13 protein-coding genes are annotated in these 18,665 nt (G+C 60.8%); 4 read left to right on the plus strand and 9 right to left on the minus strand.

Annotated features, from left to right (window positions below; translation table 11 throughout):
• Position 1: 1 nt before the first annotated feature.
• The 9 genes from ACTQXO_RS06880 to ACTQXO_RS06920 form a co-directional block, all read right to left on the minus strand.
• Positions 2 to 1,738, minus strand: a complete 1,737-nt coding sequence (locus ACTQXO_RS06880; RefSeq protein WP_441032873.1) for an aryl-sulfate sulfotransferase — start codon at positions 1,736 to 1,738, stop codon at positions 2 to 4.
• A gap of 304 nt (positions 1,739 to 2,042) precedes the next feature.
• On the minus strand, positions 2,043 to 3,002 hold the full coding sequence (locus ACTQXO_RS06885) for a 3-hydroxyacyl-CoA dehydrogenase (RefSeq protein ID WP_154514839.1): 960 nt from the start codon (positions 3,000 to 3,002) through the stop codon (positions 2,043 to 2,045).
• A 280-nt stretch (positions 3,003 to 3,282) separates the two neighbouring features.
• The gene (locus ACTQXO_RS06890; RefSeq protein WP_441032876.1) at positions 3,283 to 8,064 is read right to left on the minus strand and encodes an acyl-CoA dehydratase activase-related protein; all 4,782 of its coding nucleotides are present in this window, start codon (positions 8,062 to 8,064) and stop codon (positions 3,283 to 3,285) included.
• 11 nt (positions 8,065 to 8,075) lie between these two features.
• Complete coding sequence (locus ACTQXO_RS06895) at positions 8,076 to 8,786, minus strand: TetR/AcrR family transcriptional regulator (RefSeq protein ID WP_427728052.1); 711 nt, start codon at positions 8,784 to 8,786, stop codon at positions 8,076 to 8,078.
• A 120-nt stretch (positions 8,787 to 8,906) separates the two neighbouring features.
• Positions 8,907 to 9,764 carry an HAD-IIB family hydrolase gene (locus tag ACTQXO_RS06900; RefSeq protein ID WP_427728054.1) on the minus strand — a complete coding sequence of 286 codons (858 nt, stop codon included), beginning with the start codon at positions 9,762 to 9,764 and terminating at the stop codon, positions 8,907 to 8,909.
• Positions 9,765 to 9,851: 87 nt separating this feature from the next.
• A complete protein-coding gene (locus ACTQXO_RS06905; protein ID WP_441032881.1) occupies positions 9,852 to 10,190 on the minus strand; it encodes a P-II family nitrogen regulator in 339 nt (112 codons plus the stop codon).
• A 193-nt stretch (positions 10,191 to 10,383) separates the two neighbouring features.
• Positions 10,384 to 11,661, minus strand: a complete 1,278-nt coding sequence (locus ACTQXO_RS06910; RefSeq protein ID WP_441032884.1) for an ammonium transporter — start codon at positions 11,659 to 11,661, stop codon at positions 10,384 to 10,386.
• A 198-nt stretch (positions 11,662 to 11,859) separates the two neighbouring features.
• Positions 11,860 to 12,879 carry a putative ABC transporter permease gene (locus tag ACTQXO_RS06915; protein WP_441545585.1) on the minus strand — a complete coding sequence of 340 codons (1,020 nt, stop codon included), beginning with the start codon at positions 12,877 to 12,879 and terminating at the stop codon, positions 11,860 to 11,862.
• A 3-nt stretch (positions 12,880 to 12,882) separates the two neighbouring features.
• Entirely contained in the window at positions 12,883 to 13,440 is a 558-nt protein-coding gene (locus ACTQXO_RS06920) for an HD domain-containing protein (protein WP_441032890.1), read from the minus strand.
• A 226-nt stretch (positions 13,441 to 13,666) separates the two neighbouring features.
• On the opposite strand from ACTQXO_RS06920, the gene ACTQXO_RS06925 reads away from it, so the two are divergent.
• The 4 genes from ACTQXO_RS06925 to ACTQXO_RS06940 all read left to right on the plus strand — a co-directional run bounded on the left by ACTQXO_RS06925 (position 13,667) and on the right by ACTQXO_RS06940 (position 18,635).
• Positions 13,667 to 15,448, plus strand: a complete 1,782-nt coding sequence (locus ACTQXO_RS06925) for a 1-deoxy-D-xylulose-5-phosphate synthase (protein ID WP_441032892.1) — start codon at positions 13,667 to 13,669, stop codon at positions 15,446 to 15,448.
• A gap of 563 nt (positions 15,449 to 16,011) precedes the next feature.
• Positions 16,012 to 17,007: a glutamate ABC transporter substrate-binding protein gene (locus ACTQXO_RS06930; RefSeq protein ID WP_441032898.1), complete on the plus strand. Its 996-nt coding sequence runs from the start codon at positions 16,012 to 16,014 to the stop codon at positions 17,005 to 17,007.
• A 138-nt stretch (positions 17,008 to 17,145) separates the two neighbouring features.
• On the plus strand, positions 17,146 to 17,805 hold the full coding sequence (locus tag ACTQXO_RS06935; RefSeq protein ID WP_441032901.1) for an amino acid ABC transporter permease: 660 nt from the start codon (positions 17,146 to 17,148) through the stop codon (positions 17,803 to 17,805).
• Positions 17,802 to 18,635, plus strand: a complete 834-nt coding sequence (locus ACTQXO_RS06940) for an amino acid ABC transporter permease (protein WP_373094275.1) — start codon at positions 17,802 to 17,804, stop codon at positions 18,633 to 18,635. Before ACTQXO_RS06935 ends, ACTQXO_RS06940 begins: the two co-directional genes overlap by 4 nt.
• Positions 18,636 to 18,665 lie beyond the last annotated feature (30 nt).

Genomic DNA, 18,665 nt, shown 5'->3' on the forward strand with positions numbered 1-18,665 from the left:
GCTACAGCTCGTACTTGTACACGCGGTAGATGTACTTCTCGGCTTCCATCTCGTACGTGGCAATGGGCAGTCCATAGCGATCGTACTCGGCAAAGGTCTTGGCTATGCCCGATGCCACGAGCATGCTATTCGAATCGCCGACGCGCTGCGCACTACTTACGTAACCTGAGAACGGCGCTGCGATCTGGTCCACAAGCTCGTAGGTGCGCGCGGTCTCGTCCACCGTAAAAATGCGCCCAAACGAATGCGTTCCCTTGCTGTAGTCGGTCACTACCGCAGCGCCCAGCTGGCCCCAGTCGAACTTGGGATAGCTCTCGGCAACACCAAAGTTGTTGTCGTATAGCAGCACCTGGTAGCGACCAGTCGCGGTCGTCTCGTCGTTTGGCAGATAGGTCACACTATGCTGGCCTGCGTTGAGCGAAAAATCGCCTTGAGCCTGCAGCAACTTGTCCTCAAAGCCCGAGCCGGCCCAAAACTCTGGCGAGCCCATAAGCCAATCGACCGTAGGCGTACCGTAGATATCCGTGAGCTTGATGACCGTTGAGGTCTCGCGCGAGCTGAGCAAAACGGTGCCGCCGCCGAGCCACTGGATCGTGTTGATGTGAATCCAATCCAGGTCGCCGTCCGAGGCAACCTTGGCACTTGCCTTGAGGTCGGGGAATATATCGCCCAGGTCCACGACGAGAGAGACGTCACCTGTTGTTATGTCGACCTTAATGATGAGGTCCTCTACATTAACGCGATCATCCTTATCTTTTTTGGCAGCCGCGCGATCGACGTCCAAATCGGCTTCGGAGCCGGCGTGACTCGCCAGCACCAGCAGGTTGCCATCGTCATCGAAAGCGTAGTCGTGGTGTAGCTCGTAGTCGCCCGTGCTCCAGACGTTTACCACCTGGCCGATGGCGTTGATCTGGGCCATCTTGGTAGTCGAGATGCTCATGATCATGCTGCCGTCGCCCGGGAACAGCAAGCGGTGGCTGCGGTAGCCGACAATCGGCACCTCGCCGCGAATCTGGCCGTCGTTGTCGTAGAGGTACATAAAGTCGAGCTTGGACGAGTCGTTGCCCAGAATAGTAAAGAGACCATCGGCAAGCGGCGTATTGGACTCCCCCGACGTGACGGTGAGCTGCTCTTCTTCCTCGCCTTTGAGAGCCGGCGTCTTGACCGTGAACGTCGAGGTGCGGCTGATACCATCTTGTGCCGTGCAAGTGATGGTTACCGTGTTTTTGTGGTTGGGAATGAGGCCGATGACCTTGAACTCGTGTTCCGTGGCCGGCGCGTCGCCGCCGTGGGGCGTATGGGAAAAAGCGGCGACCTTGGGCGTGTCACCAGTCTTTTTGCGACCGGCGACCTTGTAGGAGACGGTTACGGAATCCGTTGTCGCAAAGCGAACGTAGCAGCTCAGGGTATCGGTGCCAAAGGGATCCTGCGCGATAAACGGAGCGGTCTCGTTGTAGCCGCCGTCAGCGTACTCGGCATCGAGCCGCTCCTTGATGGCCGCCTGCTTCTCGACGTCGTAGGTCGCGACAATCTGCTTGTGGAGTTTCTTTTGCTCGTCAGTGAGCTCGTTGCTCGCAGTAGATGCGGCGCCCGTGCCGGCCCCGCCGACCGAGCAGCCCATGAGCCCTGTCCCGGCAAGCGCCAGCGCGCCCGCCGCACCCGCAAGAGCCGCTCGACGCGAAAACAGTCTGCTGTCCTTGTCACTCAATTCCATATCGTTACCGTCTTTGAATACCATTGTCGTTCCCTCATATACCACGGCGTTTGCCCAGCCCTGTCTAATTATGACTCACAGTTTAACAAACGCCCCTTAATGCAAGTTTAAGCTTCTAGCGATACGGAAACGCGGGGCGCGAAGGGAATCCGCAATCCTTCCGCTCCCAAGTGATCAATCGGGGCGGCCGCGATGGTGCTCGATCCAGTCCACGGCAAAGTCGACAAGTTCGCGTTGGCGCATAAAGCGGATTGTCCCGTTGCCGAGCGGAGCTGCGGCGCACTGACACTGCAAATGACACGTTTCTCAATGTTGCCGAGGGATCTTTTTAATACTTGAAGAAACCCTCGCCCGAGCTTTCGCCCAACTTGCCTTCGTCGAGCATCTGCTTGAGGACGGATGCCATGGCCTTAAAGTTGTAGGGCATCATCATCTTTTTGAGCAGCGGGCTCACCAAGCCCGGCACCTTCTGATACTGCATGACGATGTTGTAGGCCGTCTGGATGCCCACGGTGTCGAACACGCGGAACGGGCCCTTGGGCGCGCCAGTGCCGCGCGTCCATGCGAGGTCGATGCTCTTGGGGTCGCTGACGCCCGAGACGTACAGATCAAGGCCCGAAAGCAGCCACGGCACCAGCATGGAATTGAGCAGATAGCCGTTCTTTTCCTTGTTGACGGGCAGGGCAAGCATACGGATGTCGCTAGCAAAGTCGACGAGCTCATCGAAATAGCGTTTGTCGGTCTGGTCCTGAGCCATGACCTCGGTCATGTTGTTCTTCCAGATGGAGTTGGCAAAGTGCAGCGACAGGTACTTCTCGGGGCGGCCGGTGTACTTGGCAAAGGTGCTCGGTAGCAGCGTGGAGGAGTTCGTCACGACAACGGTCTTTTGCGGGAGAACCGGGGCGAGCTTCTTGTAGAAGTCGATCTTTGCCTGGGTGTCCTCGGCCATCGACTCGATAACCAGATCGGCGTCGGCCACTGCCTTGGCAAGATCGAGCTCTAGCTTAAGTGTGGAGTAGGCACGCTCGACGGCGGCGAGCGCCGCCTCCTTGTCGAAGGGCTGGTCACTATCGGCGATACCGGCACACCACTCGCCCGTGCCGTCCGCCATGCCCTCGATAGCCGCGATGTACTCCTCGCGCACATGATCGATCTTGGGCTGAGTGCGGCCGATGCTGCCCTCGCTGCGCAGCCAGATCGTCACATCGAAGCCGCAGTAGGCAGCCTGAAAGGCAATCTGGCTTCCCAACACGCCGCCACCGGCAACACAAACGGTCTTGTAGCTCATAGGAACAGTCCTCTCTTACGTAATTCCATGGATGTGTATTTATTCAACCGTAAGGATGACGCGCGCTGGGGGTGGGTTCCATAAACGGACGGTAATTTGCGGCGAACGGCTACATATGTTCATTATCTCAGGGTTCCAAGAGCGATTTTTGGTGCCACTGACACGTCGCTTTCGGAAGAGATGATAGTTGGGGCATTTACGCAGCATATGTCCAGCAAAACGGGTGGTAGCCGGCACGACTACCACCCGTTTGTCTCATATCTAGCACATAGCAGGCCAACTACTTCTTAATGCCGCGTCCCAGACGCTTGGCGACCGATGCAACGGCCTCCTCGCTGACCGAGCCACAGCTCACGCAGCCATCATGGGCACGCATCTGGCCGGTGACCTCGTCCATCGCGAGCGGCGCCACCTTCTCGAGCTTAAAGCCCTTACCGGCGCGCATGTTTTCCTTGGCCACGCTGATCATGAGCTTAATGCGGTTGAGCTGGTTGACCTCGGACGCGCCGGGATCGTAGTCCACCGCGACAATGTTGCTCTCGGGGTGCTGACGGCGCAGCTCCTTGATCACGGCCTTGCCCACCACGTGGTTAGGCAGGCACGCAAAGGGCTGCGTGCAGATGATGTTGGGCGCGCCATGGTCAATCAGGTCGAGCATCTCGGCCGTGAGCAGCCAGCCTTCGCCCATGTTGTTGCACACCGAAAGCACCGTACGGGCCTTGTCCGCCATGGTGCCGATGCGCTCGGGCGCCTCAAAGCGGCGGGACTTTTGGAGCAGCTCTTCCACCGGCGTACGCATCCAGTCCACGAGCTTGATGAGCGCCTGCATACCAGCGCGCGTGGTTGCAGAGCTTCCGAGCTCATCCTTCTGCAGCTCGGCGTTGCTCATGGAGTACAGGAAGAAGTCGAGCAGGCCCGGCACCACGGCCTCGCAGCCCTCGCGCTCGATAAGGTCGACCACGTGGTTGTTGGCTGTGGGGTGGAACTTGACCAAGATCTCGCCGACCACGCCCACGCGCGGCTTGGTGCCCTCACCCACGAGCGGCATGGTGTCGAACGCGCGGATGGCCTCGCGGCACAGCTTGGTGTAGTTGTGGCGGTTGAACTTGGGCGCCAGCTTGCGGGCGCGCGCCATGTACTCCTCGTAGAGTGCGTTGGCGGCACCGGGCGTAGCCTCGTATGGACGACAGCGATAAAGCATCTGCATCATCACGTCGCCAAAGAGCACCGCGTAGACTGCCTGCTTAAGCAGCGCCGGCGTAATCTTAAAGCCGGGGTTGTCCTCACCGAGCGCCACCGCCGAAAGCGAGATCACCGGAATCTCGGGGTGGCCGCTCTCGCGCAGGGCCTTGCGGATGAGTGCGATGTAGTTGGTGGCACGGCAGCCGCCGCCGGTCTGGCTGATAACCACGGCCGTCTTGGACAGGTCGTACCGGCCGCTCTCGATGGCCTCCATAATCTGGCCGGTCACCAAAATGGACGGATAGCAAATGTCATTGTTCACATAGCGCAGGCCGGCCTCGACGGCGTCGTGATCGGTCGAGGGCAGCAGCTCCAAGTTGTAGCCGGCACCGCGGAACACCTCTTTGACCAGGTCAAAGTGGATCGGCGCCATCTGCGGGCACAGGATGGTGTAGCCCTCCTCGCGCATCTGCTCGGTAAAGGGCACCTTGGGCCACGCGGTCGATGCGCTCTCGCGCTGAGCCTCGAACGTGTACTTGCGGCTCGCGAATGCGGGGGCATCCGTGGAGGGAGCCACCGGCGCGGCATCGCCCTGCTCGTAGGTCTCGCCCGCGGCCGCGGCCTCGGCCAAGCGCTCGGCCTCCTGGTCCTTAAGCGCGGCCATGAGTGAGCGGATGCGGATGCGCGCGGCGCCCAGGTTGGACACCTCGTCGATCTTGAGCACGGTATAGATCTTGCCGCTGGCCTCCAGAATCTCCTGCACCTGATCGGTAGTCAGAGCGTCCAGGCCGCAGCCGAAAGAGTTGAGCTGGATCAGGTCCAGATCGTTGCGCATCGTCACAAAACGGGCGACGGCGTACAGGCGGCTGTGGTACATCCACTGGTCGACGACGCGGATGGGACGCTCGGGCTTCACCAGGTGCGCAAGCGAATCCTCGGTAAAGACCGCAAAGCCAAAGCTCGAGATAAGCTCGGGCAGGGCGTGGTTGATCTCGGGGTCGTTGTGGTAGGGGCGACCGGCGAGCACGATGCCGTGACCGCCATGGTCCTCGACCCACTTAAGGGCCTCCTCGCCCATGGTCTGGATATCCTCGTGGAAACGCGCATCGGCCTCAAAGGCAGCGTTGACGGCGGCATCGACCTCGGAGCGCGTGATCTTGGGACCGCGCACGCGACCGCGACCAGCTTGCGCATCGGCCACGCGGTCGACGGCAAGCACCTGGTACAAGCGGCGTTTGAGCTCGGTCTTGTCGTGATAGGGCACAAACGGGTACAGGAACTCGATGTTCTGCTCACGGATCTCGTCGATATTGAGTGCCAGCGCCGTGGGGTAGCTCATGACGATGGGGCAGTTATAGCAATTGCCAGCCGTCGGATCCTCCTTGCGCTCCCAGCGCACGCACGGCATCCAGATACAGTCGACATCGCGGTCGATAAGGTTCATCACGTGTCCGTGGCTCATCTTGGCCGGATAGCACACGCTCTCGGACGGCATGGACTCGATGCCCGCCTGGTAGGTCTTCTTGCTCGACTGGTCGGACAGCTGCACGCTAAAGCCCAAGCGCGTAAAGAACGCGTGCCAGAAGGGGTAGTTCTCGTACATGTTGAGTGCGCGCGGGATACCCACGGTGCCGCGCGGGGCCTCGTCGGGGCTCAGTACCTCGCGATTAAAGAGCAACTCGTTTTTCTTTTTGAAGAGGTTAGGGGCCTCGGTCTTTTGCTTTTTGTGTCCGGCGCCCTTCTCGCAGCGGTTGCCGGTAATGAAGCGCCTGCCGCCGCCAAAGTCGTTGACGGTGAGTTGGCAGTTGTTGGAGCAACGGCCGCAGCGGACGTGCTTTTGCGTCACAGTGAGGTGCGCGATGTCCTCGGCCGAAAGGATGGTCGAGGTGCCGTCGGCGCCAGCGCGATCACGGGCGAGCAAGGCCGCACCATAGGCGCCCATGCAGCCGGCGATGTCGGGACGCACGGCGTGAACGCCGGTGAGCTGCTCAAACGCGCGCAGCGTGGCATCGGACATAAAGGTGCCGCCCTGGACGATCACCTGGCTTCCGATCTCCTTGGGATCGCGCAGCTTAATGACCTTGAACAGGGCATTCTTAATGACGGAATAGGACAGACCGGCCGCGATGTCGCCCACCGTGGCACCTTCCTTTTGCGCCTGCTTAACACGCGAATTCATAAAGACCGTGCAGCGACTGCCCAGGTCCACCGGAGCCTTGGCATGGATGGCGGCGTCGGCGAACGCGCGCACGTCCATGTTCATAGAGACGGCGAAGCTCTCGATAAAGCTACCGCAGCCCGACGAGCAAGCCTCGTTGAGCATGATGTGCTCGATAACGCCGTCCTTGACGCGAAGGCACTTCATGTCCTGACCGCCGATGTCCAGGATAAACTCGACGCCGGGCAGGAATGCCTTGGCGCCGCGCAGGTGCGCGACGGTCTCGATCTCGCCGGAGTCGGCCTTGAGGGCCTCGATGAGCAGCGCCTCGCCGTAACCCGTGGTGGTCACGTGGCCGATGGTGCAGCCGGCGGGGATGTGGTTGTAGAAATCGGCCATGATGACCTTGGCCGTACCCAGGATGTCACCGTTGTTGTTGCCGTACCAGGTATGCAGCAACTGGCCGTCTTCACCCACAAGCGCGGCCTTCATGGTGGTGGAACCGGCGTCGATACCGATGAACACGCGACCGGTGTAGCCTTCGAGCTTGCCCTTGGGGACGACTTCCTGGTCGTGGCGGGTCTTGAACTCGGCAAAGTCCTCGTCGGTGGCAAAGAGCGGATCCAGACGCTCGACCTCGGCGCCCTGTGTGTCACCCAGGGCATCGATGGCCTCGATGAGCTGCGGGAACGTGCTGAGCTTATTGGACTCGTGCGCCATGGCGGCACCGCTCGCCACAAACAGGTGAGCATTTTGGGGCACGATGCGGTGCTCCTCGTCCAGGTTGAGCGTGAGGTAGAAGCGATGGCGCAGCTCGGAGAGATACTGCAGCGGGCCGCCCAGGAAGGCGACGTTACCGCGGATGGGACGGCCGCACGCCAGGCCCGAGATAGTCTGGGTCACGACAGCCTGGAAGATGGAGGCGGCCACGTCCTCGGGGCGGGCGCCCTCGTTGAGCAGCGGCTGGACGTCGGTCTTGGCAAAAACGCCGCAGCGGCTGGCGATGGGATAGATGGTGGTGGCGTTAGCCGCGAGTTCGTTAAGGCCGCTAGCGTCGGTGTGCAGCAGGGTTGCCATCTGGTCGATGAACGCACCCGTACCGCCAGCACAGGTGCCGTTCATGCGCTGCTCGATGCCGTTATCGAAGTAGATGATCTTGGCGTCCTCGCCGCCCAGTTCGATGGCGACATCGGTGGCCGGGATGAGGGTCTCGACGGCGCGTTTGCTGGCGATGACCTCCTGGACAAACTCCAGGTCGAGCCATTGGGACAGCAGCAGACCGCCCGAGCCGGTGATGGCGCAGGTCATCTGGGCCGTCGGCAGCACAGTCGCGGCGCCCTCGAACAAGTCGCGGGCGCAAGCGCGGACGTCGGTGTGGTGGCGCTGGTACTTGGCGTAGACGAGCTGGTTGTCATCGTTGAGCACGGCGAGCTTAACGGTGGTGGAGCCCACATCGATGCCCAGGTGCAGGTTGCCGTGGGCGTTGTCGGGGTTGAAGATTGCGCCTTCGGGGGCGTGGGCGGCGGCTACGGGCTCAGCGTCGGTGGCGGGCTCGCTAGCGACGGACGTCTCCCCTACCGAGTTCTTGGCATCGGCAACTGCCTCGACAACTTTCTCGGCAGCTGCGGTCGCGGCCTTCTGCGCGGCATCCACCACGGCGGGCGCGGCCTCACGCGCGGCAGCGACCATGCGGTCCTTGATGCCCTCGACGAGTTTGCTCATTGTCTCTCCTCTTAGTTGTTGGACTCGACGGTTGCGGGGGTGTCGGCCGCGTCCTCGAGCTGCAAGTTCAATAGCTTCATGCCGTACTCCGGCACGTTGATATCGATGGGTTGGCCATACAGATCACCAGGACGCACAAAAGCGAGCACCGTCATCATGCGCGCCATAGCCTCGGGCGATTCGGTGAGCCCACGCTCAAACCAGCGCTGAATCATGCCGACCTCGGCACTCACGACGTAGGTGACGTAGTAGTCAAAGAACGTGCCCAGCGCCAGGCCTAAAATGCCCGTCTGTGCACGCGGCACCACAGCCTCACGCGCGGTGTCGATAATCCTTTTAATGAAGGCCTGGTCGCCGCCCGGACCCAGCAGCGCACCGATCAAGTCGCGGTTGGCCGCAAGATAACGCAGTAGCTCAACCGAACCGGGTGCCGGCTCGAGCTCATCGATGTTGTGATAGAGATCGGGCAGCCGAGCTGCGGTGATGAGTTCAATGCGCTCACGGATCTCGGCCAGCAAGCCGTCCTCGATTTGATTGATAAAGTCGGGGATATCGCGGTAGTGCGAATAGAACGTACGGCGCGTGAGGCCAGCACGCTCGGTGAGCGAAGCGACGTTAATGCGCGAAAGATCGCCGCTTTCGGCTAGTTCGCTGGCAAGTGCCTGGCGAAGGGCACGCTGCGAGCGAAGGGACCGGCGATCGCATTTCTCGAGCTGGGACAAGCGTCCTCCTTGTTACTCAGCCTGTGCACTATTGCACAGTGCGAGTATTATTGCACACCGTGTGTATCAACACGTAAAGGCAATATTTGGATGCGACGAAGGGGCAGTCCCTTTGTCACATTATTCGATGATGGTGCGGGAGTTTTGCTTATGCATGGTGGCAAGCATGTGTTTGGGGACGGCGTGGACCATGCAGCTGCCGATAGTCGCGCTCGCGGCGGCCTTGGCGGCATCGCTGCCGTTTTTGGTCGCGTAGCTGTGGCGGAAGCGCTTGAGCATGGCGATGTCGTTGCCGCCGTCGCCGTAGACCGCGACCTCATCCTCGGCAATACCGTAGTAGCCCGCCAGCCAAGCCACACTCTCGCCCTTGTTGCACGCCACGTCCGTGATCTCGAACATCACCGGGTCAAACGGCGCGTTGACCACGCGGTCCGAGCGCTCGGCCAAATACGCCTTAAGGTCGCGCTCCAGCTCGGGCGAGGTCACGCGACAATTGATCTTGCATACGTCATGGCGCAGGATGTCACCGATCGACTGGTCGAAATATTGCTCCTCGTGATACCCCCCACGTGCACGCATGCCGCGCATCACGATGCGCTTGATAGGACTGTCCTTTTTAAAGCCCGCCTGGTGCATCTCGAACGATCCGCTCGAGAACATGCCATCGGGCGTGGAGCAGTCGAAGCAAATGTCCGGGAACGCCTTGAGCAGCTCCTCGGTAACCTGCGGGTCGATGGTCCAGGTCTTGAGCACCTCGCCATGGCTGTTGCGTACGATGGATCCGTTGGAGCAGCAGGCGTCGAGTGCCAGACCTGTAAAGCCATGCTCGCCAATCGGCAGCGTCGAGCGCCCGGTTGCGGGAACCACATGCAGGCCAGCTTCGGTCAGCTCGCGAATGGCACGGCGGATGGTCCCATCTGCCTCGTGTAGGGCGTTCAGCAGCGTTCCGTCTAAGTCACTCGCAAACATCTTGATCATGGGCATGCCTCTCCTTCGTCTGCACGATATTGTAGACGAGAACGGGCGCGCCCCAAGAGAGGCACGCCCGTCAGGCGAAAGATTGTCCTACACCGCGGCGGGGCCGTGTTCGCCGGTGCGGATGCGGATAACTTCCTCGACCGGCTCGACCCAGATCTTGCCGTCGCCGACGGCACCGGTGCGAGCGGCGTTGCAGATAATCTCGACAATTCCGTCGACATGTTCATCGGCGCAGACGAGGGTGAACTGCACCTTAGGGATCGTGTTGACAAGCAACTCGTTGCCGCGCACGTATTCCTTCCAGCCATGCTGCGCACCGCAGCCCTGCACCTGGTTGATAGTCATACCGCGAACATCAGCAGCAAACAGCGAGTCCTTAAGAACCTCGAGCTTTTCCTGACGCACGATAGCCGTAATCTTCTTCATAGTGAATTCCTCTCTTTAATCAACGTATCCCTTTACATGAGACGCGGGTTTCCCAGGTGCCGCAGATTGGGTTGAAAGAGGAGCGCCGCGTACTTTTGTACGCAAGCGACGGTTTGAAACCCAAGGTGCGGTGCCTGGGGAAGCCGCGCGACGGTTTGAGGGGCAAGGTCGGGCACCTGGGAAAGCCGTGCTGCTAATCGAGTCCGGAGAACGAAGGATAAGCGCTCTCGCCGTGCTGACTCGCATCCAGGCCCAGCGCCTCGTCTGCCTCGTCCACGCGCAGGCTGCCGCGGAACAGCGCCTTGACCACCGCGGCGATCACCAAATCGAGCACCAGTACAAGAGCGACCGTCACCACAATGCCCAAGATCTGCGAGATGAGCAGCGACACGTCGCCCGTGTAGAACAGGCCGCCCTTACCGGTCCACGAGAGCTCCGGCACGCAGAACAGGCCCGTGAGCACGCCGCCCAAGATGCCGCCGATGCCGTGGCAGCCAAACGCGTCGAGCGCATCGTCGTAGCCAAACTTGGTCTTAAGATGGCTGATAGCCAGGTAGCATACGGGCGATACGATCAGGCCCATGACCAGCGCCGCCCACGGCTCGACAAAGCCCGCACCCGGCGTGACCACCACAAGGCCCGCAACCAGACCGGTGCTGGCACCCACCAGCGTGGGGCGACCGGTGCGCACGCGCTCAACGGCAAGCCACGAGACCATGCCCGCCGCGCTGGCCGTCACGGTGTTGAGGATGGCGAGCGCCGCCACGGCGTCGGCCTTAAACTCGCTGCCGCCGTTAAAGCCAAACCAGCCAAACCAAAGCAGGCCGGCGCCCAGCGCCACAAACGGCACGTTATGCGGGCGGTAGCTCACCATGCCAAAGCCGCGACGACGGCCAAGCATTAAACAGAGAATCAGGCCCGTCAGACCGGACGAGATGTGCACCACGTCGCCGCCCGCAAAGTCGAGCGCGCCGATGATGTCGCCGATAAAGGAACCCTCGCCGCCCCAGACCATGTGGGCGAGCGGCGCATAGACCACGAGCAGCCAAATGCCCAGGAAGGCCGTCATGGCACCAAACTTAACGCGGCCGGCCAGGCTGCCCGTGACGATAGCAGCCGTGATCATGGCAAACGCCATTTGGAAGGCGATGTTGATGATTTGAGGGTAGACGGCACCGTCCGCAGCATTGCCCTCGGCCGCCTGCAGCACCTGGTTGAGCACCGGCAAGCACAGCAGCTGGTCAAGGCCTCCAATAAACGGGCTCGAGCCGTCGCCGCCGTAGGCCAGCGACCAGCCGGCGACAATCCACAGCACACCGACCAGACCAATGGCGCCAAAGCACATAAGCATGGTGTTGATGACATTTTTGCGCCTGGACAGGCCGCCATAGAAAAACGCCAGACCCGGTGTCATTAAAAACACGAGCATGGTGCAGATGAGCATAAACGTTGTCGATCCCGTATCGTACATTCGCTCCCCCTTGATCGCATGAACGTTGTCGGCGCCCATAATGCGGCCGAGGGGCAACTGGTGTAGACCAGATACGGCGTTGTTAAACGCTGCGTTGTCGAATGGAAACGGTGCCGCAATCTTGGTAACGGCACGGCAACGGGCGCGAAACGAACGGGAAATACGCGAGCAAGGGAGCCGTGAGCGTGCCCGTCCCGGCTAGCGCCGAAACAGCTCGTGGGCGCGGTCGCGGAGATTAGTTGCTCGAATGACGCCCTCGTAGCGATTGATGCGCAGACGCGGGAAGGCATTGAAAAAGCGCAGGTCACGACGACTGAGTGACACGCTCGGCACCGGACGGCTCATGCGCTTGCCGGCAAGGCGACGACTGAGCGATGGACGCGGCATACTCGGCGCGGCATCGGCGACGCGGCGGGCAGCGAGCGCCAGGCCGCGAGCACCATCCGAGATAAACGTCGGCATCGAAGCCTTCTCACGAAGGGCATCGAGCGCCGCGTCGCCCAGCTCGGCCAGCCACGCGTTAACGGCGCGGCTACGGATATGCGTCTGCGCTACCGAGTCAATCGTCGAATCGGGAATACGTTCGAGCATGGAGTCGGACGCGTCGGCAAGCGACTCATTGATGCGGTCGGCAAGGTCGGCGCGCACACGCTCCAGCTGATCGGACAAGCGACGCCAGCTGGCCAAAGAGCACGCTGCGTCAACCATCATCGCAACCGAGACGATAAAGGCGGACAGCCGCACAATCAGCACCGGCAGATGGCCAAGCAGCCCCAGCAATGCCGGCTCCACCACGCGACAAATGCACAACGCACCCAGGCCAAACGCGCAGGCCCAGTACAGGCAGATACGTCCGTGCAGGTTAAACGGTAGGTGCGAATAGTCCCAAAAGCGTGCGCCCGTTGTTTTTTCCAGCAGCACGCCCACGCTGTACTCAATCACGCTGCATACGAGCGCTGCCGCGACAAACTGGCTCGACGCGTCAGGAATTCCGCGCAACAGCAGCCAGCAGGCAATGCCGCCCGCGCCATAGATGGGGCAGCACGGCCCCAGCAAAAAGCCACTGTTGGCAAATCGCCCGTGGTTGAGCATAGCGCATACTGTCGATTCCCATGCCCAACCGCAAAAACCGTAGAAGGCAAACGAGAGCACCAGCGCCGAAAGCGGACAGGCGGCAAGCGTCGCGCCGTCAAATGCCATGTCGATCGCGGTCCCCACCGTCTATCCTCTCCTCTTTTCACTCGAATCTTTGCTCGAGCCGTCGCTCGAGCCCTCGCTCAAATCGTTCGCGCCGTCTTTGCGCGGCAGACGGCCGGCGACCGTCTCGCGCAGAGCACACCATTTATCCGCCAGGCACACAATCCATGCCTCACGACACGTCGGCGGCACCGGCACCAGCGGAAACATATGCCGCACGATAATATTCCGCTCGCGCGACGTCAGCTCAAAATCTTCCTCCGCACGCGCCAGGGCAAAAAACGGATGCCGAAATCCGTGCAGGCGATGGCTTGGGTCGGGATCGTGCCAGTCATAAAGAAAGTAATCGTGCAGCAGGGCCCCGCGCAGCAACGAGGCGCGGTCGACGGAGATACCGACACGGCCCAAGCGCTCGGCAAAGGACAGGCTCGCCCGCGCTACCGAAGTCACATGTGCATAGACCGTCACATCGCCATGCTGGATAAACCCGCGCGTCAGGTCCAGACGGCCCGCCTGCGCCAGTTGACGGGCAGCATGGTCTACTTCGCACGCGATTTTCTCGGCACGAACGACATCGGACATGCTGCCTCCTTCAGCGACTCACGGCGACAAGCCACAGCCTGCACGCATTGAATTAATCATCATCGAATCTACCAGTATGGCATCGGACAAAACGTTTCGCCCCACCAGTTGGCGAATTACCGCGCCGCCGTCACATATCAAACGCCAAAATGTGCGAGACTGTTTTGTGCAATTGTGCCGGCCGAGGGAGCGCCGGCGCTCGATTCGCATGGAGTAACCCACAACGATGCTGCTTACGCAAACGACAACGCCCGAGGACGTCAAGGCTCTCGACCGCGCCGAGCTTCCGCTGCTCTGCGGCGAGATCCGCCAGGCAATCCTCGAAAGCTCCGCCGTCGTCGGTGGGCACGTTGCCCCCAACCTGGGCGTCGTTGAGCTTACGGTTGCGCTTCATCGCGTGTTTAACTCCCCCATCGACAAGATTGTCTTTGACGTTTCGCACCAGACCTACGCCCACAAGGCGCTGACGGGGCGCGCGTACACCTATATCGATCCGGATCGTTATGGTGAGGCTTCTGGCTTTGCCAATCCCGACGAGTCCGAGCACGACCTGTTCGCCATGGGCCATACCTCCACGTCGGTGAGCCTGGGCTGCGGCCTTGCCCACGCGCGCGACCTGGCGGGTGACGCGTACAACGTCATTACCATCATTGGCGACGGTTCGCTTTCGGGCGGCCTGGCGTTTGAGGGCCTCAACAACGCCGCCGAGCTCGACAGCAACTTGATCATCATCGTCAACGATAACGACCAGTCCATCGCCGAAAACCATGGCGGTCTGTATCGCAATCTGGCCGAGCTGCGCGCCAGCAACGGCGCCTGTGAGCGCAACGTTTTCCGCGCGATGGGGCTCGACTACCGCTATCTGGACGCCGGTAACGATGTGTTGGCCCTCGTCGACGCGCTGCAGGAACTGCGCAATATCGATCATCCCATCGTGCTGCACGTCTCCACCGCCAAGGGCAAGGGCTTTGAGCCGGCCCAGAGCGACCCCGAGCGCTGGCACCATGTGGGTCCGTTTGACATGACTACTGGGCGCAAGCTCTGCCCGGGCCATCCGAGCGAGCCTGCGCCGCGCACCTATGCCGACATTACGGGCGAGGCGCTCAGCGCCGCCATCGAGCGCGATCCACAGGTCGTGGGCATCACGGCCGCCACGCCCTACATCATGGGCTTTACACCCGAGCTTCGCGCTGCCGCCGGCAAACAGTTCGTCGATGTGGGCATTGCCGAGGAGCACGCCGTGACCTTTGCCACCGCGCTTGCGCGCTCGGGCGCCAAACCAGTCTTTGGTGTGTACGGCACGTTTTTGCAGCGCGCCTACGACGAGCTGTGGCACGACCTGTGCCTCAACGACACCCCCGCAACCATCCTGGTGTTTGGCGCGTCGATCTTTGGCACCACTTCCGAGACGCACCTCTCGTTCTTTGATATATCCATGCTGGGCGGACTTCCCAACATGCGCTATCTGGCACCGGCCTGCATGGAGGAATACCTGTCCATGCTGAGCTGGTCGCTCGACCACCGCGAGCATCCCGTGGCGATCCGCGTTCCGGGCATTGGCCTGGTTAGCCGCCCCGATTTGGCGCTCGCAGAGGACACCGACTACAGCGCCGTTCGCTACGACGTGGTGCGTCAGGGCCGCGACGTTGCCGTGCTCGCGCTTGGCGATTTCTTTGAGCTGGGCGAGCGCGTGACAAACCGCTTGGCTGCCGAATACGGCATAGAGGCCACGCTCGTCAACCCGCGCTTTGCAACCGAGCTTGACCGCGAGTCTCTCGATAGCCTTGCCGCCGAGCATCGCGTTGTCGTCACCCTCGAGGACGGCATCTTGGACGGTGGCTGGGGCGAGCGCGTCGCGTGCTACTTGTCCTGCACGCCCGTGCGCACGCGCACCTTTGGCATCGCCAAGGGCTTTCCCGACCGCTACGACCCCAACGAGTTGCTTGCTCAGAACGGCATAACGGTCGAGAACATGGCCGCCGAAGCAGTACGCCTGCTGAACGAGTAGAAAAACCTCCGCAAGGGGAGCACCCCTGCGGAGATTTTTATTTTCCCAACTCAATTGTCTCGATCTGTAACACCTAGAGGACAAATCCTCGCCCAATTGTTACAGATCTAGACAAACCGTCTTTGCCCCTGTTGTTTATCTCAATCTGTAACAGATAGAAACCTTTTGTCCGTCCAGATGTTACAGATCGAGACACTCAAGTCCCCCTAAAGAGAAAATCTCAATCTGTAACAGTTACTCGGCAAAAATGGCTGCAGATGTTACAGATTGAGACAAAACAGCTAGGCAGGCCGCCACATCTGCAAGAACCACCACAAAGGTCGCGTTGCCGCCATTATAGCGACCGCCGCGACCGACCATGCCATCCGCAAAACGCTATCTCAGCTGTAATAATCGACGTTTGCCCAGATAAAACCTGCCAAAATAAACCTGTCCCTTTTTGGTAGGTAGAATTACCCATAAGGTAAGTATGTTTCTGAGTTATTTCGTGTTGACCCATTTGAGCGCGATGGGGTATAACTCTATTCAACCGCTAGGGATTTTATTGAGAAAGGTGTTCTACCATGAGCAAGAACCTCTCCCAGCAGGTCGTTTTCGACCGTCGCGGCTTCATCGCCGCCACCTTTGCAACCGTCGCCGGCCTTGGTCTTGCCGGCTGCTCCGACACCAGCGCCGAGGCCGACAAGGGTTCCGCCGCCGGCTCCTCCAAGAGCCCCGAGGACACCGAGGCTTCCACCACGCTCGATGCCAAGGCATTCGACAAGCTCATCGACAACGGCCCCAAGGCCGATGATGACGCCATCGCCGCCAGCACCTGGGCCACGGCCGTCAAGGACGCCGGCGTCTTTAAGATCGGTGGCGTTCAGACCTCCACGCTCTTCTCCCTCCTCAACGAGAAGGACGGCAAGACCCGTGGCTTCGACGCCGGCATCGCGCAGCTCCTGTCCAACTACATTCTGGGCGAGAACAAGGTCGAGATCACCCAGGTGACCTCGGACACGCGTGAGTCCGTCCTGCAGAACGGCCAGGTCGACGCCGTCTTTGCCACCTACACCATTACCGATGAGCGCAAGAAGCTTGTCTCCTTTGCCGGCCCCTACTACTACACCCAGCAGGCCATCCTGGTGCTCGCCGACAACGACGACATCAAGAGCGTCGACGACCTGGCCGACAAGAACGTCGCCGTCCAGTCCGGCTCCAACGGCCCCGCCATCCTGGAGGAGTTCGCCCCCAAGGCCAGCCAGCAGGAGTTCAAGACCGACGAGGAGGCCCGTCAGGCGCTTCAGCAGGGCCGCGTTGACGCCTACGTCATCGACAACAACATGCAGCAGAGCGCCCTGGTCCGCGAGCCCGGTAAGTACAAGATCGCCGGCAAGCCCTTCGGCAGCAAAGAGCCCTACGGCATCGGCCTGCCGCTCGATTCCGACGGCGTCGCCTTTGTCAACGACTTCCTTAAGAAGATCGAGGACGATGGCACCTGGACCGAGCTGTGGCAGATCTGCATCGGCGATCGCACGGGCGACACCAACGTTCCCGAGCTGCCCGAGATCGGCGCCTAGACAGCGAGCCCAGTAACGGCCGCTACGAAACCATACGGAAACGCACGATGCGCTTTATTGCGCTAAACTGTTTCCACACTGAGTTGTCGGGGCTTCCGTACACACGGGAGCCCCTTTCCTTATCGGCGGGAGGTCCGCATGAGTCTCTCCGAGCTCTGGTCGCTCTATGGCCAGAACTATATCGACGCGCTGCTAGCAACCTGGGGCATGACGCTTGAGTCGTTTACCATCGCCATGGTGCTGGCCGTCGCCGTCACCGTGATGCGCGTGTCGCCGCTCAAGCCGCTGCGCATCTTTGGCGACCTGTATGTTCAGGTCTTCCGTAACATCCCCGGCATCGCGCTGCTTATCATCGTCGTCTATGCGCTGCCGCCGCTCAAGGTCGTCCTGCCCTACCGCACCTGCGTTATCGTCGCCACGGTCCTTTTGGGCTCGGCCTTTGGCTCCGAGAACTTTATGAGCGGCATCAACACCGTCGGCGTCGGCCAGGTGGAAGCCGCGCGCTCGCTCGGCATGAGCTTCAGCCGCATCCTCGCCAAGATCGTGATTCCGCAGGCGCTGCGCTCGAGCGTGCTGCCCATGACCAACCTCTTTATCGCCGTCATGCTCACCACCGCACTCGGCAGCCAGGTACCGCTTCAACCGCAGGAGCTCACCGGCGTGGTGAGCTACATCAACACGCGCTCGCTCGGCGGCGTCGCCGCGTTCTTTATCTCGGCGCTCGGCTACCTGGGCACGGCCTTTGTGGTGAGCCACATTGGCAACTACATCGATAAGAAGGTGAGGATCCTCCGATGAGCAAGCATTCCACCTCCGCTCTCACCATGCGCGATGCGCTTTACGAGGCTCCCGGCCCCAAGATGCGCGCCAAGATTCGCATCGGCACCGCTATCTCGCTTGTTGCCGTCGCCGCGCTCGCCGTCCTCGTGTTGCAGCGCTTTTATGTGACCGGTCAGCTTTCGGTTCACTATTGGTATTTCTTTACGCACCTCACCACCTGGAAGTTCCTGCTTGCCGGCTTTGAGGGCACCGTTAAAGTCGCACTCACCGCTGGCGCCATCGCGCTGGTGTTGGGCCTAGCCCTTATGCTCGGCCGCACCAGCGACATTAAACCGCTGCAGCTGGTCTGCCGCGTGCTCACCGATTTCTTCCGCGGCGTACCGAGCCTGCTGTTCATCTACTTCTTCTTTTTGGTGCTACCTCAGTACAAAATTGCGCTGCCGTCGTTTTGGATGCTCACGCTCCCCGTCGCGCTCGCTGCAGCCGGCGTGCTGGCCGAGATCTTTCGCGCGGGCGTCAACGCCGTGCCGCGCGGGCAGGTCGAGGCAGCCCAAGCGCTCGGTCTCTCCAAAGCTAAAATCACCTTTAAAATCGTGCTGCCGCAGGCGATTCGGTTTATCATTCCGTCGTTGATTTCGCAGCTTGTGGTCGTAGTCAAAGACACCACCGTCGCCTACGTGGTGAGCTACCCCGACCTCATGCAAAATGCCCGCGTGCTCATTACCAACTACGACGCCCTCGTGTCGGTCTACCTGGTAATCGCGGTCATCTACATCCTCATCAACGTCGCGATCAACAAGGCCGCTGTCTACGTTTCGCACAAGACCGGCGCGACCATCATCCGCTAACGCTTTACCATTTCCAGTCATAAGGAGCCG

The sequence above is a fragment of the Collinsella sp. LCP19S3_D5 genome, assembly GCF_052121415.1.
Classification (GTDB): Bacteria; Actinomycetota; Coriobacteriia; order Coriobacteriales; family Coriobacteriaceae; genus Collinsella.